The organism is Trichormus sp. NMC-1 (assembly GCF_001858025.1).
Classification (GTDB): domain Bacteria; phylum Cyanobacteriota; class Cyanobacteriia; order Cyanobacteriales; family Nostocaceae; genus Anabaena.
Genome location: NZ_LZQD01000002.1, coordinates 699,269 through 717,406, shown reverse-complemented (window position 1 = coordinate 717,406; position 18,138 = coordinate 699,269). Strand labels below are relative to the sequence as shown.

Below are 18,138 nucleotides of genomic sequence, written 5' to 3'. Positions count from 1 at the left end.
ACAAAAACCACCATCAACTGAGTAACTTTTTCAAATTCACCAAAAAACACTGTGAATTGGAGTTAAAAAATAGCTATGGCAACCAATCATTTATTAGAGATTGAACAATACGGTCAAAGTATCTGGATGGATAATTTGAGCCGTGACATTATTCAATCAGGGGAACTCGAAAACTTGGTGAAAAATCAAGGAATCTCTGGTATTACCTCCAACCCAGCCATCTTTGAAAAAGCAATTACTGGTAATGCCATTTATGATGCCGATATTGAAGTTGGAATTCGTGAGGGTTTAGCGACATACAAAATTTATGAATTCCTAGTTTTTGCAGATATCCGTAATGCTTGTGATATTTTGCGTCCTGTTTATGAAGCCACGAATGGTCTAGATGGTTATGTGAGTATAGAAGTCCCACCAACTATAGCTCATGATACCCAAGCCACCATAGCTGAAGCTCGTCGATATTTCCAGGAAATTGGGCGAGAAAATGTGATGATTAAAATTCCTGGAACCCAGGCAGGTTTACCAGCGGTAGAACAAGCAATAGCTGAAGGAATTAACGTCAACGTGACGTTGTTGTTTGCAGTCCAAAGTTACATTAATGCAGCTTGGGCGTATATTCGGGGCTTAGAAAAACGGGTGAGTGAAGGTAGGGATATTAGCAAAATTGCTTCTGTAGCCAGTTTTTTCCTCAGCCGGATTGATAGCAATATCGACAGTAAGATAGATGCTAAATTGCAGCGAGGCGTTGATGACATCAACCATGAAGCGAGACTGCGAGCTATCAAAGGGAAAATTGCGATCGCTAATGCCAAGATAGCCTACCAAGAATACAAAAAAATCACCAGCACTGATGCTTGGCAAGCCTTAGTAGCAAAAGGCGCAAAAGTACAGCGTTTATTGTGGGCCAGCACCAGCACCAAAGACCCCAGTTACAACGATGTGATGTATGTCAACGAACTGATTGGCAAAGACACCGTTAACACCTTACCACCAGCCACAATTAAAGCTTGTGCCGATCATTGTGATGTTGCCAATCGTCTGGAAACAGGCGTAGACGAGGCTTACAATCTCATCGAAAGCTTGAAAGAAGCGGACATCAACATTGACATCAATACCGTTATGGACGAACTACTCGTTGAAGGTATTGACAAATTTGTCCAGCCCTTCCAGTCACTAATGAACTCTTTAGAAGGCAAAATCAAGCTATTGTCACCAGTATAGAGAATAGTCAAAGGAAAGCGGTGATTATGATATCACTCGCGTTCGTTTTTTGGCTCAAGACCACACCAGTATAGAGAATAGAGAGATGGGGAGATGGGGAGATGGGGAGATGGGAAGATGGGGAGATGGGGAGATGGGGAGGAATTACCTGTCACCTGTTACCTGTTACCTGTCACCTGTCACCTGTCACCTGTCACCTGTCCCTAAATCTAAAATCCAAAATCCAAAATCTAAAATTCTATGGTCAGTCTGCTAGAAAATCCCCTACGCGTTGGTCTACAACAGCAAGGGATGCCCGAACCCCAAATTATAGTTATCTTTGGCGCTTCCGGGGATCTTACCTGGCGCAAACTAGTACCAGCACTGTACAAATTGCGGAGAGAAAGACGTATTCCTCCAGAAACCACCATTGTCGGTGTAGCACGTCGAGAATGGAGCCATGAATACTTCCGTGAGCAAATGCAGAAGGGCATGGAAGAAGCTCATAGTAGTGTCGAACTAGGGGAACTGTGGCAAGACTTTTCTCAAGGTTTATTCTACTGTCCTGGGAATATAGACGACCCGGAAAGTTACCAAAAACTGAAAACCTTATTAAGTGAATTAGACGAGAAACGGGGAACAAGGGGAAACCGAATGTTCTACCTTTCCGTTGCCCCCAACTTCTTCCCTGAAGCTATCAAACAGCTAGGGGGAGGAGGAATGCTAGACGATCCTTACAAACATCGACTGGTAATTGAAAAACCCTTTGGTCGGGATTTATCCTCTGCCCAAAGTCTGAACCAAATAGTGCAGAAATATTGTAAAGAAAACCAAGTCTACCGCATTGACCACTACTTGGGTAAAGAAACAGTTCAAAACTTACTGGTGTTCCGTTTTGCTAACGCCATTTTTGAACCCTTGTGGAATCGACAATTTGTTGACCACGTACAAATTACCGTCGCGGAAACAGTCGGCGTTGAAGACCGGGCTGGTTATTATGAAAGCGCCGGTGCACTGCGGGATATGTTGCAAAACCACCTGATGCAACTTTATTGCTTAACAGCAATGGAAGCACCCAACGCAATGGATGCTGATAGTATTCGCACAGAAAAAGTTAAAGTACTACAGGCTACTCGTCTAGCTGATATTCATAATCTCTCACGTTCGGCAATTCGTGGGCAGTATAGCGCCGGCTGGATGAAAGGACAACCAGTAGCTGGGTATCGGGGAGAACCGGGAGTTGATCCCAACTCAACAACACCCACCTATGTAGCGATGAAGTTCATGGTGGATAACTGGCGCTGGAAAGGTGTTCCTTTCTACCTGAGAACAGGAAAGCGGATGCCGAAAAAGGTGAGCGAAATTGCCATTCACTTCCGCGAAGTTCCTTCCAAAATGTTTACCTCTGCCGCCCAACAGACAAACGCCAACATTTTGACAATGCGAATTCAGCCGAATGAAGGAATTTCCCTGCGCTTTGATGTGAAAATGCCAGGGGCAGAATTCCGCACTCGTGCCGTTGATATGGACTTTAGTTATGGTTCCTTTGGTATCCAAGCTACTTCTGATGCCTATGACCGCCTGTTCCTCGATTGTATGATGGGCGACCAAACACTCTTCACACGGGCAGATGAAGTGGAAGCAGCTTGGCAAGTAGTCACACCAGCACTTTCCGTCTGGGACGCACCCGCAGATCCTACAACTATTCCTCAGTACGAAGCAGGTACTTGGGAGCCAGCAGAAGCAGAATTCTTGATCAACCAAGATGGTCGTCGCTGGCGCAGACTCTAAGAATAAAGTCATTAGTCATTAGTCATTGGTCATTAGTAAAAGTAGATGACTTAATGACTAATTACAACTGACAAATAACCACTGATAACTGACAAAATCCAAAATAGACTATGGCTACCCAAGCTCCGACGATTTTTTCACTACAAGCACCCAAGGATGTTTCGCTCACAGAAATAGAAGCGGAATTAACTCAAATCTGGCAAAGTTATGGTATCACCGGCGAGGACGGTGGACTACCTGCTGCAACCCGCGCTACGACATTTACTTTAGTTGTTTATGAACCAGAAGAAACCCAGTATTTGTTAGCTGCAACAGGCTTTTATAACGGTCCCATCGATGGTATTTTGGGGCCACAAACAGACGCAGCATTGCGGGAAGTACAAAAAAAACATGACTTAGCAGAAACTGGTACTTCCACACCAGAAACTCTCACGGTTTTACGGGAAGAATACTTCAAAAAGCAGCACAGTGGACCACAGGGAGATAATCATGGCGCGGCTATGGGCTATACTTTCAGCGCCACTAGTCCTACTATTGCTGATGAAATTGCGCTCCGTAACCCTTGCCGCATTATTGCTTTGTGTCCCATTGCTGGGGAAGATGAAGGGGTAAAGGCGCAAGTTTCCGCCTATTGTCCAATTCAAAAGCAATCTTCCAGTACACTAGTTTGCTGTGAATACATTACTCTCACAGGGACAGTGGCAGCTTTGGAAAGAGTTGGAGGCATGATTCCCGCTTTGTTAATTGGTGGTTTGCCTAAGTTTTTGTGGTGGAAGGCTACACCAGATGCTCATAACCCTTTGTTCAAAAGGTTAGCGGCAGTTTGTAATAATGTGATTGTTGATTCTTGCAACTTTAATACTCCAGAAGATGATTTATTGACTTTGCAAGAATTGGTAGAAACAGGTGTACCTCTGGCTGATTTGAACTGGCGGCGTTTGGCTGCATGGCAAGAGTTAACTGCTGAAGCTTATGATGCACCTCAGCGTCGTGTTGGTTTGAGAGAAATTGACCGTGTAACTATTGATTACGAAAAAGGCAACCCTGCTCAAGCTTTGCTGTTTTTGGGTTGGTTGGCCAGTCGGTTGGAATGGCAGGCTGTTTCTTATTCAAAGGAAAGCGGTGATTATGATATCACTCGCGTTCGTTTTTTGGCTCAAGACCAAAAACAAATAGAAGCAGAATTAGCAGGTGTTCCCATTGCTGATATTGGTGAGATTGTTGGTGATTTGATTGCTTTGCGCTTGAGTTCTACTAATCCTCAAGCTAATTGCGGAACTTTAATTTGCTCGGAAACGGGTGGTTGTATGCGGATGGAAACTCACGGTGGCGCTCAGTCTGCTGGTTTGTTTCAACAGGTAAGTTCTCTTTCGGAACAAAAGGCAGAAGTGTTGTTGAGTCAACAGGTACAACGCTGGGGTCGTGAGGCACTTTTTGAAGAAAGTTTGGCGGTGATAGCGACAACTTTGAAGTTGGAGAATCGCTAATTGATAATTTGTAATTGGGAATTTATTCCTCACTTTTTTACCCTCTTGCTGTGATGTAAGGGGGTATTTTTTATCACTGATTTAACAGATTTAAGGATTTCACGGAATGAAGGATTTTTTGGTAAATGAAAGGGTTTAATTCATTATCAAAGAATTCAGAATTTAGGTTATTCGCTAAAACTAGATAATTGGCGTTTATAGTAAAAATGTGAATGAAATAATTTTAATTACCAATGTCTATAATTATTGCTGGAGAACGTAGCGGGGTGGGTAAGACAACTGTGACACTTACCCTTTTAGCGTCTTTGTGTCGTCGTGGTGCAAAGGTACAATCTTTTAAAGTGGGGCCAGACTACATTGATCCGATGTTTCATCAATATGTTACTGGTTTTCCTTGTCGGAATTTAGACGCTGTTCTGACTTCGGAAAGTTATGTAAAAGAATGTTTTCATCGTCATTCCCCCAGGTGTGAATATGCTCTAGTTGAGGGGGTAATGGGTTTATTTGATGGGGTGAAGGGGACTGGGGAAGAAAATCAATTACCAACTGATTTTGCGAGTACCGCGCACGTTGCACGGTTATTAGACATACCTGTGATTTTGGTGATTGATTGTAGTCGGTTGTCTGGTTCTGTGGCTGCGATCGCACATGGTTATTGTGCTTTGGATAGTAGAATTAAAATCGCTGGGTTAGTCTTGAATCGGGTGGGGAGCGATCGCCATTTATCCCTCCTCAAAGATTCTCTAAAACCCCTACAATTACCGATTCTCGGCGTTTTACGAAGACAAGATAACATCACTATACCCGACCGTCATCTTGGTTTAGTACCCACTTCTGAATTACCAGAATTGAATGATATAGTCAATCGCTTGGCAGATTTAGGCGATACTTGCTTTGATTGGGATCAGCTACTACCCCTTTTGAAATCTCCTCATCTTCCCATCTCCCCATCTCCCCATCTTCCCATCTTCCCATCTCCCCTAAAAATTGCCGTAGCACGAGATCAAGCTTTTAATTTTTACTATCAAGATAATTTAGATTTACTCCAACAATTAGGTGCAGAATTGGTTTTTTGGAGTCCTTTAGAAAATACAGAATTCCCAAAAAATATCCAAGGACTGTATTTTGGTGGTGGATTTCCCGAAGTATTTGCACAACAATTAGCAGCAAACACCAGCGTTATTAAAGAAGTAAAAAAGGCTATTCTAGCAGGAATACCAACAATTGCTGAATGTGGGGGATTGATGTATTTATGTGAAAATATTATTGATTTTGAAGATAAATCTTGGTCAATGGTGGGAATTTTACCAACATCGGCACAAATGGATAAAAAGTTAACTTTAGGATATCGTCATGGGATAGCTTTACAAAATAGTTTCTTATTCGATACAGGAACAGATATTTATGGACATGAGTTTCATCGTTCTCATTTAATTACTAATCCTCAACAACCTTTATTTGATACTTATCGTTATGATTGTGAAGAAAATACAGGATTTGAAGGTTGGAATTTACCTAATGTTCATGCGTCCTACATTCATCAACATTGGGGAGAAAGTGTAGAAATTCCCCACAGGTTTCTGCAACAAGCTCTAAAATTTAGTACGACTAAAAACAAATAACCAATGACCAATGACCAATGACCAATGACTAATGATTAATACTTTCATTCAGTCGGCGAATTATCCGCGATAGTTCACGAATAATATTTACCGCAATTTCTGGAGTTTCTTCAATCGCATCATAAAGTTGCTCTTGGGTGAGTTCTAAACATTCACAAGGATCTAAAGTCGTAGCCGTGGCTGAACGGGGTTGAGTATCAAATACAGCCATTTCCCCGAAGTATTTCCCTTGCTCAACTTCTGCTAATTTTGTTTCGCCAATATGGACTTTGACTTTACCTGATACAACAATATAAAGCGATCGCCCTTCTTCACCCTGTTTAAAGATACTGTAATTAGCAGGATATGATAGTTCATTCATCACTGAAGCCAGCCTAACCACAAAATCATCTCGCAATTCGTTAAAAATAGGGACGCGCCGGACAAATAACAATCGATCAACGCTAGTGAGCATAATTACTAGTTTCTAATAAAACAGTCTTCACAAGTCTCAAACCTGAAGTGAGAAGGCGATTAGCCATATTAACAAGGATTTTGACTTAGCCTCTTGAGGACAGATATTGGCTATAGGAAATATTATACCAGTTACTGAGTAAGTAAGTGATGATCATGAACACTTCTATATTTCCTTGAGAAGCTTATCACTCAATCTTCGCCATTGACAGAAAACTGATCCCTAAACCCTTATTAATAAGTAACTTTCTTTTTACCTTAGTCATAAAACTGGCTGGAGTATTGATATAATAATTATCACTGTGGGGTATTTAAATAAAGGGTGTTGATATCAAATCCCGCTAATTGTTTATCAAAAAAACTCTCCGTGTTACAACGTTTCGGTGTTAGCCACTAATGATAACTATAAATTTAAATACGGTAAAGCGAATAACCGGACACGACAGAATATCCCCATTTGAGACTTATGAAACTTTAGCATCTCCACTCACTCACATCGGGTAAGATTATGTATTTTATAGAGAATTATTCCCACATAGAAATTTATAACAAGGTACATAGCCAAATTATTTATGAGGATAAATTTACTCCTAATCAAGTTACAGTTCTAAGTCCTATACAAAAATTTCCAACTATAGGAAATATAGAACCAGAAATTGTAACTCCAATCACTCCCACAGCTATACCAATACCATCTGATTACTTAACTCAGGCTCCTGAAATCAACATTGATCAAAATGCTAATCAAGAGGATGGTAATCATTTAAAAACAGAACCTAGCGACCCAGCGCAAAAGCCTTTTAAACCGCAAAAGTTACCTTTAGTATTAGAAAATAATAAAGCGCGGCCGCTTTCATCTCCTAGTATTACTATGCTCACACCATCGGCTTATGGTAAATCTTGGGGGAGAGCTTCTATTGCGGTAGGATTACAATCTCGCGCTCGCTTTACTGACAAAGCAGATGGAGTTTTAGGAGTTGGTATAGGCTTAGGTGATGCTAATAAATCCGTTGGTTTAGATGTAAATTTAGGTATTGTTGATCTAGATTCTTTCCAAGATGGAAGCATGAGTTTAAAATTACATCGCCGACTGCCAAATAATATAGCTGTGGCTGTCGGTGTGAAGAATTTCGCGACTTTTGGTGACACTGATGGAGGTACATCTGGTTACGGTGTAGTTACTAAAATGTTTCCTTTACAAGATAGTGATAGTAAACCTTTTAGCCGCTTTTATGTATCCGCTGGTGTGGGGGGTGGACAGTTTCGTTCAGAATCGGATATTAACAAAAAAATTGATTCAGTTGGTGTTTTTGGTAGTCTAGCGATGCAAGTTGCACAACCAGTAAGTGCAATCTTTGAATGGTCAGGACAAGATTTAGGCTTTGGTTTATCTGTAACTCCATTTAATAAAATTCCTTTAGTAATAACACCAGGAATTAGCGATATTACTGGCAATGCAGGTGATGGCAGCCGCTTTATATTAGGTATCGGTTATAGTCTTTCTTTTTAGCGTAATTTACATCAATAATTTAGGATCAGATTGATGAAATTTAATCGTTCATTCTTGTCAATTTTTTTGTCAGTTATTTTAATTCTCAGTTTATTTAAATCTGTTCAAGCCCAATCTGGAAATCAGTCCGATATTACTAATCCTGACCCGACAGAGGTTGTTAAATCTAATAATACAACCACGGATACTATCGTAGATCGGAACCAATTTGATCAGAATTTTTCAACCGCAACACCAGAAGAAGCGGTGACACAGTTTGAAGAATTACAAGCTTTCCAATTTGGTACATACTTAGATACTAACTTTTTTGGAGATATTACTTCAGCGGAAGGAATTGCTAACAATTTAGCTCTGCTTGCTAAAAAAACAAAGCGAAACGCCGCCGTTATTTATGTAGCTGCGCTAAAAGACAAATTGAGCTTAATCATGATCCCACCAAGTGGAAACCAAAACAATATTTCTAGCAATTATAAAAGCTTAAAATTTACAACACAAATTCCGGCATCTCCACCTCAAATTTTCCGTCAAGATATCCAAGAAGCTAAAAACAGCAATCTCCAAAAAGTTGCTAAAGAGTTTAGATCTAAAATTACTAATAATAGACGCAACGATTACCTAGCAAGCGCTCAACAACTCTATAAGTGGATAATTGAGCCTCTGGAACCAGCCTTAAAAGCCAATAAAATCAATACCTTAATCTTTTCTCTGGATAGCGGCTTGCGAACTATCCCCATTGCTGCTTTTCATGATGGCAAACAATTCTTGATTGAAAAATATAGTATTGGTATTATTCCTAGTTTTAGCCTCACAGATACTCGTTATGTTCCTATCGTCAATTCGGATATCCTGGCTATGGGGATATCACAAAGTACAGAAGGACAAGATCCTTTACCGTCTGTGCCTATAGAAATAGATGCCGTAAGTAAACAAATTTGGCAAAGTCAGGCTCAAGTATTTTTGAATGAAGCATCTACAATAAATAATCTCAAAGCTTTTGGTAGTAAACAGAATTATGGGATTATTCACTTAGCAACTCATGGTGATTTTAAACCGGGAAAAATTAGTAATTCTTATATTCAACTTTGGAATGAAAAAATTCATTTACAACAGTTGAAAGAATTATCTCAAGAATTAAAGTGGAGTAAAAATCCTAAGGTAGAAATGTTAGTTTTGAGTGCCTGTAGAACTGCCTTGGGTAGTCAAGAAGTCGAATTAGGATTTTCTGGTTTAGCAGTGCAAGCAGGTGTAAAATCGGTATTAGGTAGTCTCTGGTATGTGAGTGATCAAGGTTCTCTGGCACTGATGACTAAATTTTACGAGCAGTTAAAGATGACTTCCTTGCGCTCTGAGTCTCTCAGACAAGCTCAGTTAGCCATGCTGAAGGGCGAAGTTCGCATAGCCGATGAACAATTATATCTATCTCCAGAAAAGCGCATTTCTCTACCTCCAGAACTGTCTAATTTAGGTAAGATCGATTTATCCCATCCTTATTTTTGGTCTGCTTTCACTATGATTGGTAACTGGAATTAAAATAATTCGTATAGCCGTAGACAGGGTGGTTAGGACATCAATTGATAATGAAACTCTTACTACAAAAGGGGTTTACTCCTGACTCCTGACTCCTGACTCCTGCTATAATTCGTAATAGTGCCTCCGGTTCCGTTAGGGATACGTAATTCGTAATTACAGCGGTTTGCAACAGGTATTTAAACCCACGGAATTTGTTAACAGTTACAGCAGGGAACAGGGGTGTAAAAGGAATGTTCTGGAAATGGTGCTTGAGAGTTTTTATAGTATGCCTAGGGCTGTTGTTAATATTGGGTTTAACTTCCCATTTGGGAGTGGAAATTTTTTGGTTTCAGGAAGTTGGCTATTTGCAAACATTTCTGCTGCGCTTAATAACTCAGAGTGCTTTATGGGTGGGAGTTGTTGGCATTAGTTTTGCCTATCTTTTAGGAAATCTCGCAGTAGCAAATCGACTGAAATATCCCCAGTTTCTGAAGATTGAGCCAGCTAGAAGTGAGGAAAAACAATTTGGTAGGGAACTAACCAACTTTCTCAGTCCTCAGTATGCCAAAGTTAATGAAATCGCCAAAATTGATCTAGGAAAAAGACAAATTAGATTACACTGGCTACTTCCTTTGAGTTTAGGACTAAGTTTTTTGGTGGGGTTCATTGTGGTGCATTATGGGGAAATTCCCCTAACTTATTGGTATAGGGAGGTTAATCAAGTTAGTCTACTTCCCCCTTTATTTCAATTGGAGACAATTTGGAACTTAGCCAACAGGGTTATTTCACAAGCTTGGTATTTCGTCTTAGCTTTGGTAATAGCGATCGCACTTTTAGTATATTCTCAATTTTGCCTCAGAGCGATCGCAGTTATCCTCAGTCTCGTTTTTGGCTGGGTGCTGTCTCACAATTGGGAAAAGATAGTCCTCTATTCCCACTCCACACCCTTCAACAGCACAGAACCTTTATTGGGTAAGGATATCGGCTTTTATATTTTTTACCTCCCAGTCTGGGAACTATTGGCATTTTGGCTGGTTGGTTTATGTTTATATGGTTTTATTGCCGTTATTCTCACCTATCTTTTATCAGGAGATAGCCTCAGTCAAGGTGTTTTTTCTGGCTTTTCACCACCACAAAAACGTCATTTATTCGGCTTGGGTGGCTGTTTGATGTTGGTAGTAGCTTTTAGTTATTGGCTGAGTCGCTATAAACTCGTTTATTCTCCCCGTGGTGTGAGTTTTGGCGCTAGTTATACCGATGCTAAGATACAGTTGCCCACTGAAACCATGTTATGTGTTTTAGCTGTAGCGATCGCATTTTACCTGTTATGGCAAACTTTATTCTGGAAATCCAAATCTCGGCATCATCGCTGGATAATTTACGGGTTAGGCGTTTATCTAGGCTTAATCGTAATCAGTGATTTTATTGTACCTGCGGTTGTGCAGAATTTAATCGTTCAGCCCAATGAATTACAGCGAGAGCAACCTTACATACAGCGTACTATTGCTCTAACTCGTCAAGCATTCAATTTAGAAGTAATTAATTCTCAAACCTTTAACCCCCAAGGAAAATTAACTCAAGCTGATCTCAAAGCCAATGATCTCACAATTCGCAATATCCGTCTTTGGGATCAAGAACCACTTTTAAAAACTAACCGTCAATTACAACAAATTCGTCCCTATTATCAGTTTCCTGATGCCGATATTGATCGCTACCAAATCACAACTCAATCACAATCAACAGAAAAACAGCAGGTATTAATTGCCGCCAGGGAATTAGACTATAATGCCGTACCACAACAAGCTCAGACATGGGTAAACCGCAATTTAATTTACACTCATGGTTACGGCTTTACTATGAGTCCCGTTAATAAAGTTGCTCCTGGTGGTTTACCAGAGTATTTTGTTAAAGATATTAGCAGTAATGGTAGTGCATTGACTACTTCTAGTGAAGCCATTCGGGAAAGCATTCCTATTAAAGAACCACGAATTTATTACGGTGAAATTACTAACACTCATGTCATGACTGGCACGAAAGTCAAAGAATTAGACTATCCCAGTGGCAGTGAAAATGTTTATAATACTTACGATGGCAAAGGTGGAATTAGAATTGGTTCTCTATGGAGACGCTGGCTATTTGCTACCTATTTAAAAGACTGGCAAATGGTATTCACACGAAATTTTTTGCCAGAAACTAAAGTATTATTCCGGCGAAATATTAACCAACGAATTCGTGCCATTGCACCTTTTTTGAAATTTGACAGTGAGCCTTATTTAGTAGCTGCTGATGCGAATCCTGACAATAAAAATCTACAATTTCCAGGAGCGAAGAATTATCTTTACTGGATAGTGGATGCTTATACAATAAGCGATCACTATCCCTATTCTGACAGAGGTAGGGACGGCATCAACTATATTCGGAACTCCGTTAAAATCGTCATTGATGCTTACAATGGCACAGTGCGATTTTACATTGCTGAACCAAAAGATCCCCTCATTGTTTCTTGGTCAAAAATCTTTCCGCAAATGTTCCAACCGCTGACAGCTATGCCTGAAAATCTTCGTAGTCATATCCGCTATCCGGTTGACTTCTTCAAAATTCAATCGGAACGGTTAATGATTTACCACATGACCGATCCCCAAGTATTTTATAATCGGGAAGACCAATGGCAAATTCCCAATGAAATTTATGGAACCCAAACCCGTCCAGTTGAACCTTACTATTTAATTACTAGCCTTCCTAATGTTGCCTTTGAAGAATTTATATTGCTGATTCCCTACACACCCAAACAAAGAACAAATTTAATTGCTTGGTTAGCCGCGCGTTCAGATTGCGAGAACTACGGTAAATTGCTATTATATAACTTTCCTAAAGAACGCTTGATTTATGGACCTGAGCAAATAGAAGCCAGAATTAACCAAGATCCCGTAATTTCTCAACAAATTTCTCTATGGAATCGTCAAGGTTCTAGTGTAATTCAGGGTAATCTTTTAATTGTTCCCATTGAGCAATCTTTATTGTACGTTGAGCCAATTTATTTAGAAGCAACACAAAATAGTTTACCAACTTTGGTGCGGGTAGTTGTTGCTTATGAAAATCGGATTGTCATGGCGCAAACTTTGGAACAGGCTTTACAGGCAATTTTTCAGCCTGACTTAACACCAGCACCGGCAATTATTCGTCCTGTGGATGAAGTCGGAATACCACCAGGTTAGGGACTTCTGAATAAAGAAGGCAGGGGGCAGGGTGCAGGGAAAGTGTTTTTGATTCTGTTAATTGATATTGCGTCTCTTGAAAACTTTTTATTAATAGGAAAACTCGGAAAGTGACAAAAGAGGGTTACAGCAGATTGCAGATCAATGAGGTACAAAATCAAAATTGAAACCTAGACACATTCGCCAGTCTGACTCCTGACTCCTGACTCCTGACTCCTGACTCCTGACTCCTGACTCCTGACTCCTGACTCCTGACTCCTGACTCCTGACTCCTGACTCCTGACTCCTGACTCCTGACTCCTGACTCCTGACTCCTGACTCCTGACTCCTGACTCCTGACTCCTGACTCCTGACTCCTGACTCCTGACTCCTGACTCCTGACTCCTGACTCCTGACTCCTGACTCCTGACTCCTGACTCCTGACTCCTGACTCCTGAATTCTGCTGTATTTTTTTGAGTTGCCTTAGAGGATGTTTGAAGAAGTCTAATTTCATTTTAGGGAACACCAAAAAATAAATTACCCAAAAATCGTAGGGTGAGTTACGCTGCGCTAACCCACCATAAATTTAGGGGATAATGGTGGGTTACTACAAATTGGGGATTTTTTTATTTGGAAGTCCCTTATCCAACTACTTACAAAAGTTGCAAATTAGTTTTTTAGCGCAACTACATGGCATGATTTGTATTTTGAGATGATTCAAACAATACTATGACTGACAATACAGATTTTCGCATAGAACGGGATTCGATGGGCGATCGCTCAATTGCCAGTAATGTTTATTACGGTATTCAAACCCAAAGGGCTATCGAAAACTTCCCTATTAGCGGGATCAAACCTTTACCCACATACGTTGATGCTTGTTTGTTTATTAAAAAAGCTACCGCAATTGTCAACGCTGAACTAAATTGCATTCCGGCAGATATCAGTAAAGCCATAATCCAAGCTACTGATGAAATCCTTGCAGGTAATTTACGAGATCAGTTTGTTGTCGATATCTACCAAGCCGGTGCGGGAACTTCACACCACATGAACGTTAACGAAGTTCTCGCAAATCGTGCTTTAGAACTTCTCGGTGATGAAAAAGGTAACTACAAACGAGTTAGTCCCAACGATCATGTCAACTATGGGCAGTCTACCAACGATGTCATCCCTACAGCAATTCGTATTGGTGGTTTATTGGCGCTTTCCCAAACTTTACACCCAGCTTTAGAGTTAGCGATATCTGCTTTGGAAGCAAAAGCTATAGAATTTCAAGAGATTGTCAAATCTGGAAGAACCCACCTACAAGACGCTGTACCTGTGCGTTTGGGTGAAAATTTCCGGGCTTGGGCTTATATTCTCACAGAACATCAAAACCGTCTTTATATCGCTTCGGGGGATTTGATGGTGTTGGGTTTAGGTGGTAGTGCTGCGGGTACGGGAATGAATACTCACCCACAATATCGCCAACGGGTGGTAGAAGTGCTTTCGCAATTATTGGAATTTCCCCTAGAACCTGCACCCCATTTAATGGCTGCTATGCAAAGTATGGGTGCTTTTGTGAATGTTTCCGGTGCATTGCGGAATTTAGCCCAGGACTTGGTGAAAATCTCCCATGACTTGCGTTTAATGGATTCAGGCCCCAAAACCGGATTTAAGGAAATTCAACTGCCTCCAGTCCAACCTGGTTCTTCAATTATGCCAGGGAAATATAACCCGGTGATGGCAGAGATGACATCAATGGTATGTTTTCAGGTAATGGGATATGATAGTGCGATCGCACTGGCTGCCCAAGCTGGACAATTAGAATTAAATGTGATGATGCCTCTCATTGCCTATAATTTAATTCACAGTATCGAAATTTTGGGTAATACCATTTCTGCCCTGACTGAAAGTTGTATTCAAGGCATTACCGCGAATCGAGAACGCTGTTTAGCTTATGCCGAAGGAAGTTTAGCATTAGTCACCGCTTTAAATCCTCATATTGGTTATTTGAATGCTGCTGCTGTGGCTAAAGAATCTTTAGAAACCGGAAAATCTCTGCGTCAAATAGTTCTAGAAAAAGAATTAATGACAGAAGCGCAATTAGCCACTGTGCTAGATTTAGAAGAAATGAGTGCTATCGTTCCTTTATAACAAGGTAGGGGTTTAGCAATGCTAAACCCTTACACAAGTGGAAGTTTTATGGTAATTTCTAGCAATCATACCAAGAAAAATTAATTCAGATTTCTATATAATTAGAATACTCTCACTAGGTTTCTCAATTAAATTTCGTTTATATTATTTTCATATAACGCAATTATTACCTATGCAAACACCAAAACCGTCGGTCAGCCTGATTCGGGCTAAATCTTACGCACAAGACGCTTTAAGAGAATCCTTAGAAACCCTGCTAGAACCTTTAGGGGGAATGGCTGCTTTTGTCAAAAGGGGTGATCGCGTTTTACTCAAACCCAACTTACTCACAGGTGCGCGTCCTACTAAAGAATGTACCACCCGCCCAGAATTAGTTCGCGCCGTTGCCGAAATGGTAATTGCAGTTGGTGGTAAGCCATTTTTAGGAGATAGTCCCGCTTTTGGTAGTGCCAAAGGTGTAGCTATAGCCAATGGCTTATTACCAATTTTAGAAGAATTGAATTTACCAATTGTCGAATTTCACGGTAAACGTTATCAAACTGTTAACGAAGATTTTAACCACCTACTTTTATCTAAAGAAGCAATGGAAGCAGATGTGATTATTAACTTACCCAAAGTTAAATCTCATATGCAATTAACCCTAACTTTAGGAGTAAAAAATCTTTTTGGTTGCGTTCCCGGTAAAATGAAAGCTTGGTGGCATATGGAAGCTGGCAAAGATGCTAACAGATTCGGAGAAATGTTAGTAGAAACTGCCAGAGAAATCAACCCAACTTTAACTATTTTAGATGGTATTATCGGTCATGAAGGTAATGGACCAAGTGGGGGTGAACCTCGTCAATTAGAGGTTTTAGCAGCTTCGACAAATGTCTTTGCCTTAGATCGGGCAATGTTGGAAGTTCTCAAAGTTTCACCCGCACAAGTTCCCACTGTTGCCGCTTCCCAAAGGTTAGGGATTTGTCCTGAATTAAGTGAAATTGATTTTCCTAATTTATCCCCAGATTTACTACAAATAGAAGATTGGCAATTACCAGAAAAATTAATGCCTATTGATTTTGCCATGCCTCGTGTGATTAAGTCCACATTTAAGCATCTTTACATTCGCTTTATTAAAGAACCAATGAGTGCTTATGGCAAGGGATAAAAGTTAAACAGGATAACTACAGCGGTTTCCACTCTTATGAGGTACATCTTAGCTCCCTCATCGCTTGCTCTTAGGGGGTTGGGGGTGGGGTTCTTGTACCTCATAACATCGGGAAGTGCTGTATTTAACCTGGAAATGATTTTCTCTTAATCTCTAGAAAATCAGGATAGTGGATAGTCATGGCTTAACTATAACCATCTACACAACAACTACAGCAGATTGCAGATCAATGAGGTACAGAATCAAAATTGAAACCTAGACACATTCGCCAGTTTTACTCCTGACTCCTGACTCCTGACTCCTGAATTCTGACTCCTGAATTCTGCTGTAAGTAGGCCGTGATTACCTCTGATTGCTTAAGCATACCGCCCTATTATCAAGGCGGTTTTTTAATCGCTTTCTCTAGCTGGAACTGCGATTATTTCTCATAATTGCTAATTGTTTGCTGTAAGCAAAGATCTACCATCTGGATGTTCTTTATCGACTTATATAGAGATTGACAAAAAAAACAGTAATAATCCCTAGGCTAAAAAATTTAAATCCGGAAATACTTTTGGTAACAATCACTTAATAAAAGCCGCGAAACAGCTTCACAGTAAATGTGATTGGGTGATGGAACTATTTTGTTGAAAGAATATTATGACTTTGATTGTCCGGAATGCTGGGATCTTTCTGTGTATCTATAGTTGAGCAATTGACAATACTAAAAATTTTTTACGTGGATTTAGCTAAAGAAAAAGTGTATCAAACCCAATAAAAACGGCGTAAATACCCTTACCAAAAGCCTTTACAGATGTTATATTCAAAAAATATCATCCCAATTAACTCGGTTTATTAAACATCAACTTAAATGCATAAGGTAATTAATAATGCAGTGACCATGATCACAATGTTAACCAACCCTGACATAGATGAAGAAACTATCTAAAAAGATTAGTCATCAAATAAAGTAGCAGATGTTCGATACTTTATTTGTAACAAAAAAGTCATGTATAAAAACCCAGTATGCCACTTTTAAAACTGGATGAGATTCTTTAAAGCTACAGAGTTTATCGAAAAAAATAGCTAAAATAGTATTGAGACTCTCTTTATAGAGAGTGAACCTACAAGTGATATGACAAACCACAATTTTGTATGAATTCAAATAGCCAGTCTGCCAATTCTTCCGATACATATTCCCAACGTTTGGCAGACATTGTGGGAACTGCGATCGCTCTAGTAACCCTAATCCTACCTGTATTTATCATTTCTCACTATTCCTCACCCGACGTTCAGAATAGTCAGCAACAGCTAACCTATTATCTGGATAGAAGTGACGATTAAAAAAAATGTAAAAACATTGCCAAATCAATATATTGTGTCCAGCAACTAGATGGTTCATTAATTTAGTATAAAAATACTAATAAATTGCATGAAAATGAATAGCTTGGGCAGAGATCCACAATTGCTCTAAAATTCTACACGGGGAAGCAAACTGAGTTTACCCATGATTTACTGTTAGAAAAGGAGTTTTGTTGTGGATTTATCCCTTATTCCTGCCCAACCGAAACCGGGTGTGATCAATGTTCTCATTGAAATTCCTGGCGGGAGTAAAAATAAATACGAATTTGATAAGGACTTGCAAGCTTTTTCCTTAGACAGGGTACTTTCTTCTTCGGTAAAATACCCTTACGACTACGGCTTTATACCCAACACCTTAGCGGATGATGGCGATCCGCTCGATGGTATGGTAATAATGGATGAACCGACCTTCCCTGGTTGCGTCATTGCTGCAAGACCGATTGGTTATTTGGAAATGATTGATGGTGGCGATCGCGATGAAAAAATTCTTTGTGTTCCCGACAAAGATCCACGCTACGCCCATGTAAGATCATTGAAGGACTTGCCTCCTCACCGTCTAGATGAAATTGCCGAATTTTTCCGCACTTATAAAAATTTGGAAAAAAAGGTGACAGAAATACTCGGTTGGCAAGATGCAGAGAGGGTTGCACCCTTAGTTGAGAAGTTTATCGAAGCTGCTAAAAAATAGATGCTGGGTAATGAGTAATAAGTGATGGGTAATGGGTATAATAAATATCAATTACCCATGAC

General features: G+C 40.1%; 14 protein-coding genes. 11 read left to right on the top strand and 3 right to left on the bottom strand.

Annotated elements, in window-relative coordinates:
• Positions 1 to 75: 75 nt before the first annotated feature.
• The 4 genes from tal to A9Y75_RS09830 all read left to right on the top strand — a co-directional run bounded on the left by tal (position 76) and on the right by A9Y75_RS09830 (position 6,100).
• Positions 76 to 1,221 (top strand): transaldolase, encoded by a 1,146-nt coding sequence (gene tal / locus A9Y75_RS09845; RefSeq protein WP_071189379.1) that lies wholly within the window; start codon positions 76 to 78, stop codon positions 1,219 to 1,221.
• Positions 1,222 to 1,461: 240 nt separating this feature from the next.
• Positions 1,462 to 2,991, top strand: coding sequence for a glucose-6-phosphate dehydrogenase (gene zwf / locus A9Y75_RS09840; protein WP_071189378.1), 1,530 nt, complete (start codon positions 1,462 to 1,464; stop codon positions 2,989 to 2,991).
• A 110-nt stretch (positions 2,992 to 3,101) separates the two neighbouring features.
• Positions 3,102 to 4,478 (top strand): glucose-6-phosphate dehydrogenase assembly protein OpcA, encoded by a 1,377-nt coding sequence (gene opcA / locus A9Y75_RS09835; protein WP_071189377.1) that lies wholly within the window; start codon positions 3,102 to 3,104, stop codon positions 4,476 to 4,478.
• Positions 4,479 to 4,711: 233 nt separating this feature from the next.
• The gene (locus A9Y75_RS09830) at positions 4,712 to 6,100 is read left to right on the top strand and encodes a cobyrinate a,c-diamide synthase (protein ID WP_071189375.1); all 1,389 of its coding nucleotides are present in this window, start codon (positions 4,712 to 4,714) and stop codon (positions 6,098 to 6,100) included.
• 28 nt (positions 6,101 to 6,128) lie between these two features.
• Here A9Y75_RS09830 and A9Y75_RS09825 read toward each other — a convergent pair whose 3' ends face one another.
• Positions 6,129 to 6,554 carry a cyclic nucleotide-binding domain-containing protein gene (locus A9Y75_RS09825; protein WP_071189373.1) on the bottom strand — a complete coding sequence of 142 codons (426 nt, stop codon included), beginning with the start codon at positions 6,552 to 6,554 and terminating at the stop codon, positions 6,129 to 6,131.
• 507 nt (positions 6,555 to 7,061) lie between these two features.
• Between A9Y75_RS09825 and A9Y75_RS09820 the strand changes: the two genes are divergently transcribed.
• Positions 7,062 to 8,063, top strand: a complete 1,002-nt coding sequence (locus A9Y75_RS09820; protein WP_071189372.1) for a hypothetical protein — start codon at positions 7,062 to 7,064, stop codon at positions 8,061 to 8,063.
• Positions 8,064 to 8,096: 33 nt separating this feature from the next.
• On the top strand, positions 8,097 to 9,593 hold the full coding sequence (locus A9Y75_RS09815; protein WP_071189370.1) for a CHAT domain-containing protein: 1,497 nt from the start codon (positions 8,097 to 8,099) through the stop codon (positions 9,591 to 9,593).
• 37 nt (positions 9,594 to 9,630) lie between these two features.
• Here A9Y75_RS09815 and A9Y75_RS30110 read toward each other — a convergent pair whose 3' ends face one another.
• A complete protein-coding gene (locus A9Y75_RS30110) occupies positions 9,631 to 9,762 on the bottom strand; it encodes a hypothetical protein (protein ID WP_269086283.1) in 132 nt (43 codons plus the stop codon).
• Between the two features lie 61 nt (positions 9,763 to 9,823).
• On the opposite strand from A9Y75_RS30110, the gene A9Y75_RS09810 reads away from it, so the two are divergent.
• Complete coding sequence (locus A9Y75_RS09810; RefSeq protein ID WP_071189369.1) at positions 9,824 to 12,787, top strand: UPF0182 family protein; 2,964 nt, start codon at positions 9,824 to 9,826, stop codon at positions 12,785 to 12,787.
• Positions 12,788 to 12,957: 170 nt separating this feature from the next.
• Here the strand turns inward: A9Y75_RS09810 and A9Y75_RS09805 are convergent, their stop codons facing one another.
• Entirely contained in the window at positions 12,958 to 13,281 is a 324-nt protein-coding gene (locus tag A9Y75_RS09805; RefSeq protein ID WP_201788404.1) for a hypothetical protein, read from the bottom strand.
• Between the two features lie 215 nt (positions 13,282 to 13,496).
• Between A9Y75_RS09805 and A9Y75_RS09800 the strand changes: the two genes are divergently transcribed.
• From A9Y75_RS09800 to A9Y75_RS09790, 4 genes are all read left to right on the top strand, one after another.
• Positions 13,497 to 14,903, top strand: coding sequence for an aspartate ammonia-lyase (locus tag A9Y75_RS09800; protein WP_071189367.1), 1,407 nt, complete (start codon positions 13,497 to 13,499; stop codon positions 14,901 to 14,903).
• Between the two features lie 172 nt (positions 14,904 to 15,075).
• The gene (locus tag A9Y75_RS09795; protein WP_071189365.1) at positions 15,076 to 16,047 is read left to right on the top strand and encodes a DUF362 domain-containing protein; all 972 of its coding nucleotides are present in this window, start codon (positions 15,076 to 15,078) and stop codon (positions 16,045 to 16,047) included.
• Positions 16,048 to 17,181: 1,134 nt separating this feature from the next.
• On the top strand, positions 17,182 to 17,370 hold the full coding sequence (locus A9Y75_RS26360) for a hypothetical protein (RefSeq protein ID WP_083389537.1): 189 nt from the start codon (positions 17,182 to 17,184) through the stop codon (positions 17,368 to 17,370).
• Between the two features lie 193 nt (positions 17,371 to 17,563).
• Positions 17,564 to 18,076 carry an inorganic diphosphatase gene (locus tag A9Y75_RS09790; protein ID WP_071189363.1) on the top strand — a complete coding sequence of 171 codons (513 nt, stop codon included), beginning with the start codon at positions 17,564 to 17,566 and terminating at the stop codon, positions 18,074 to 18,076.
• The last annotated feature ends 62 nt before the right edge of the window (positions 18,077 to 18,138 follow it).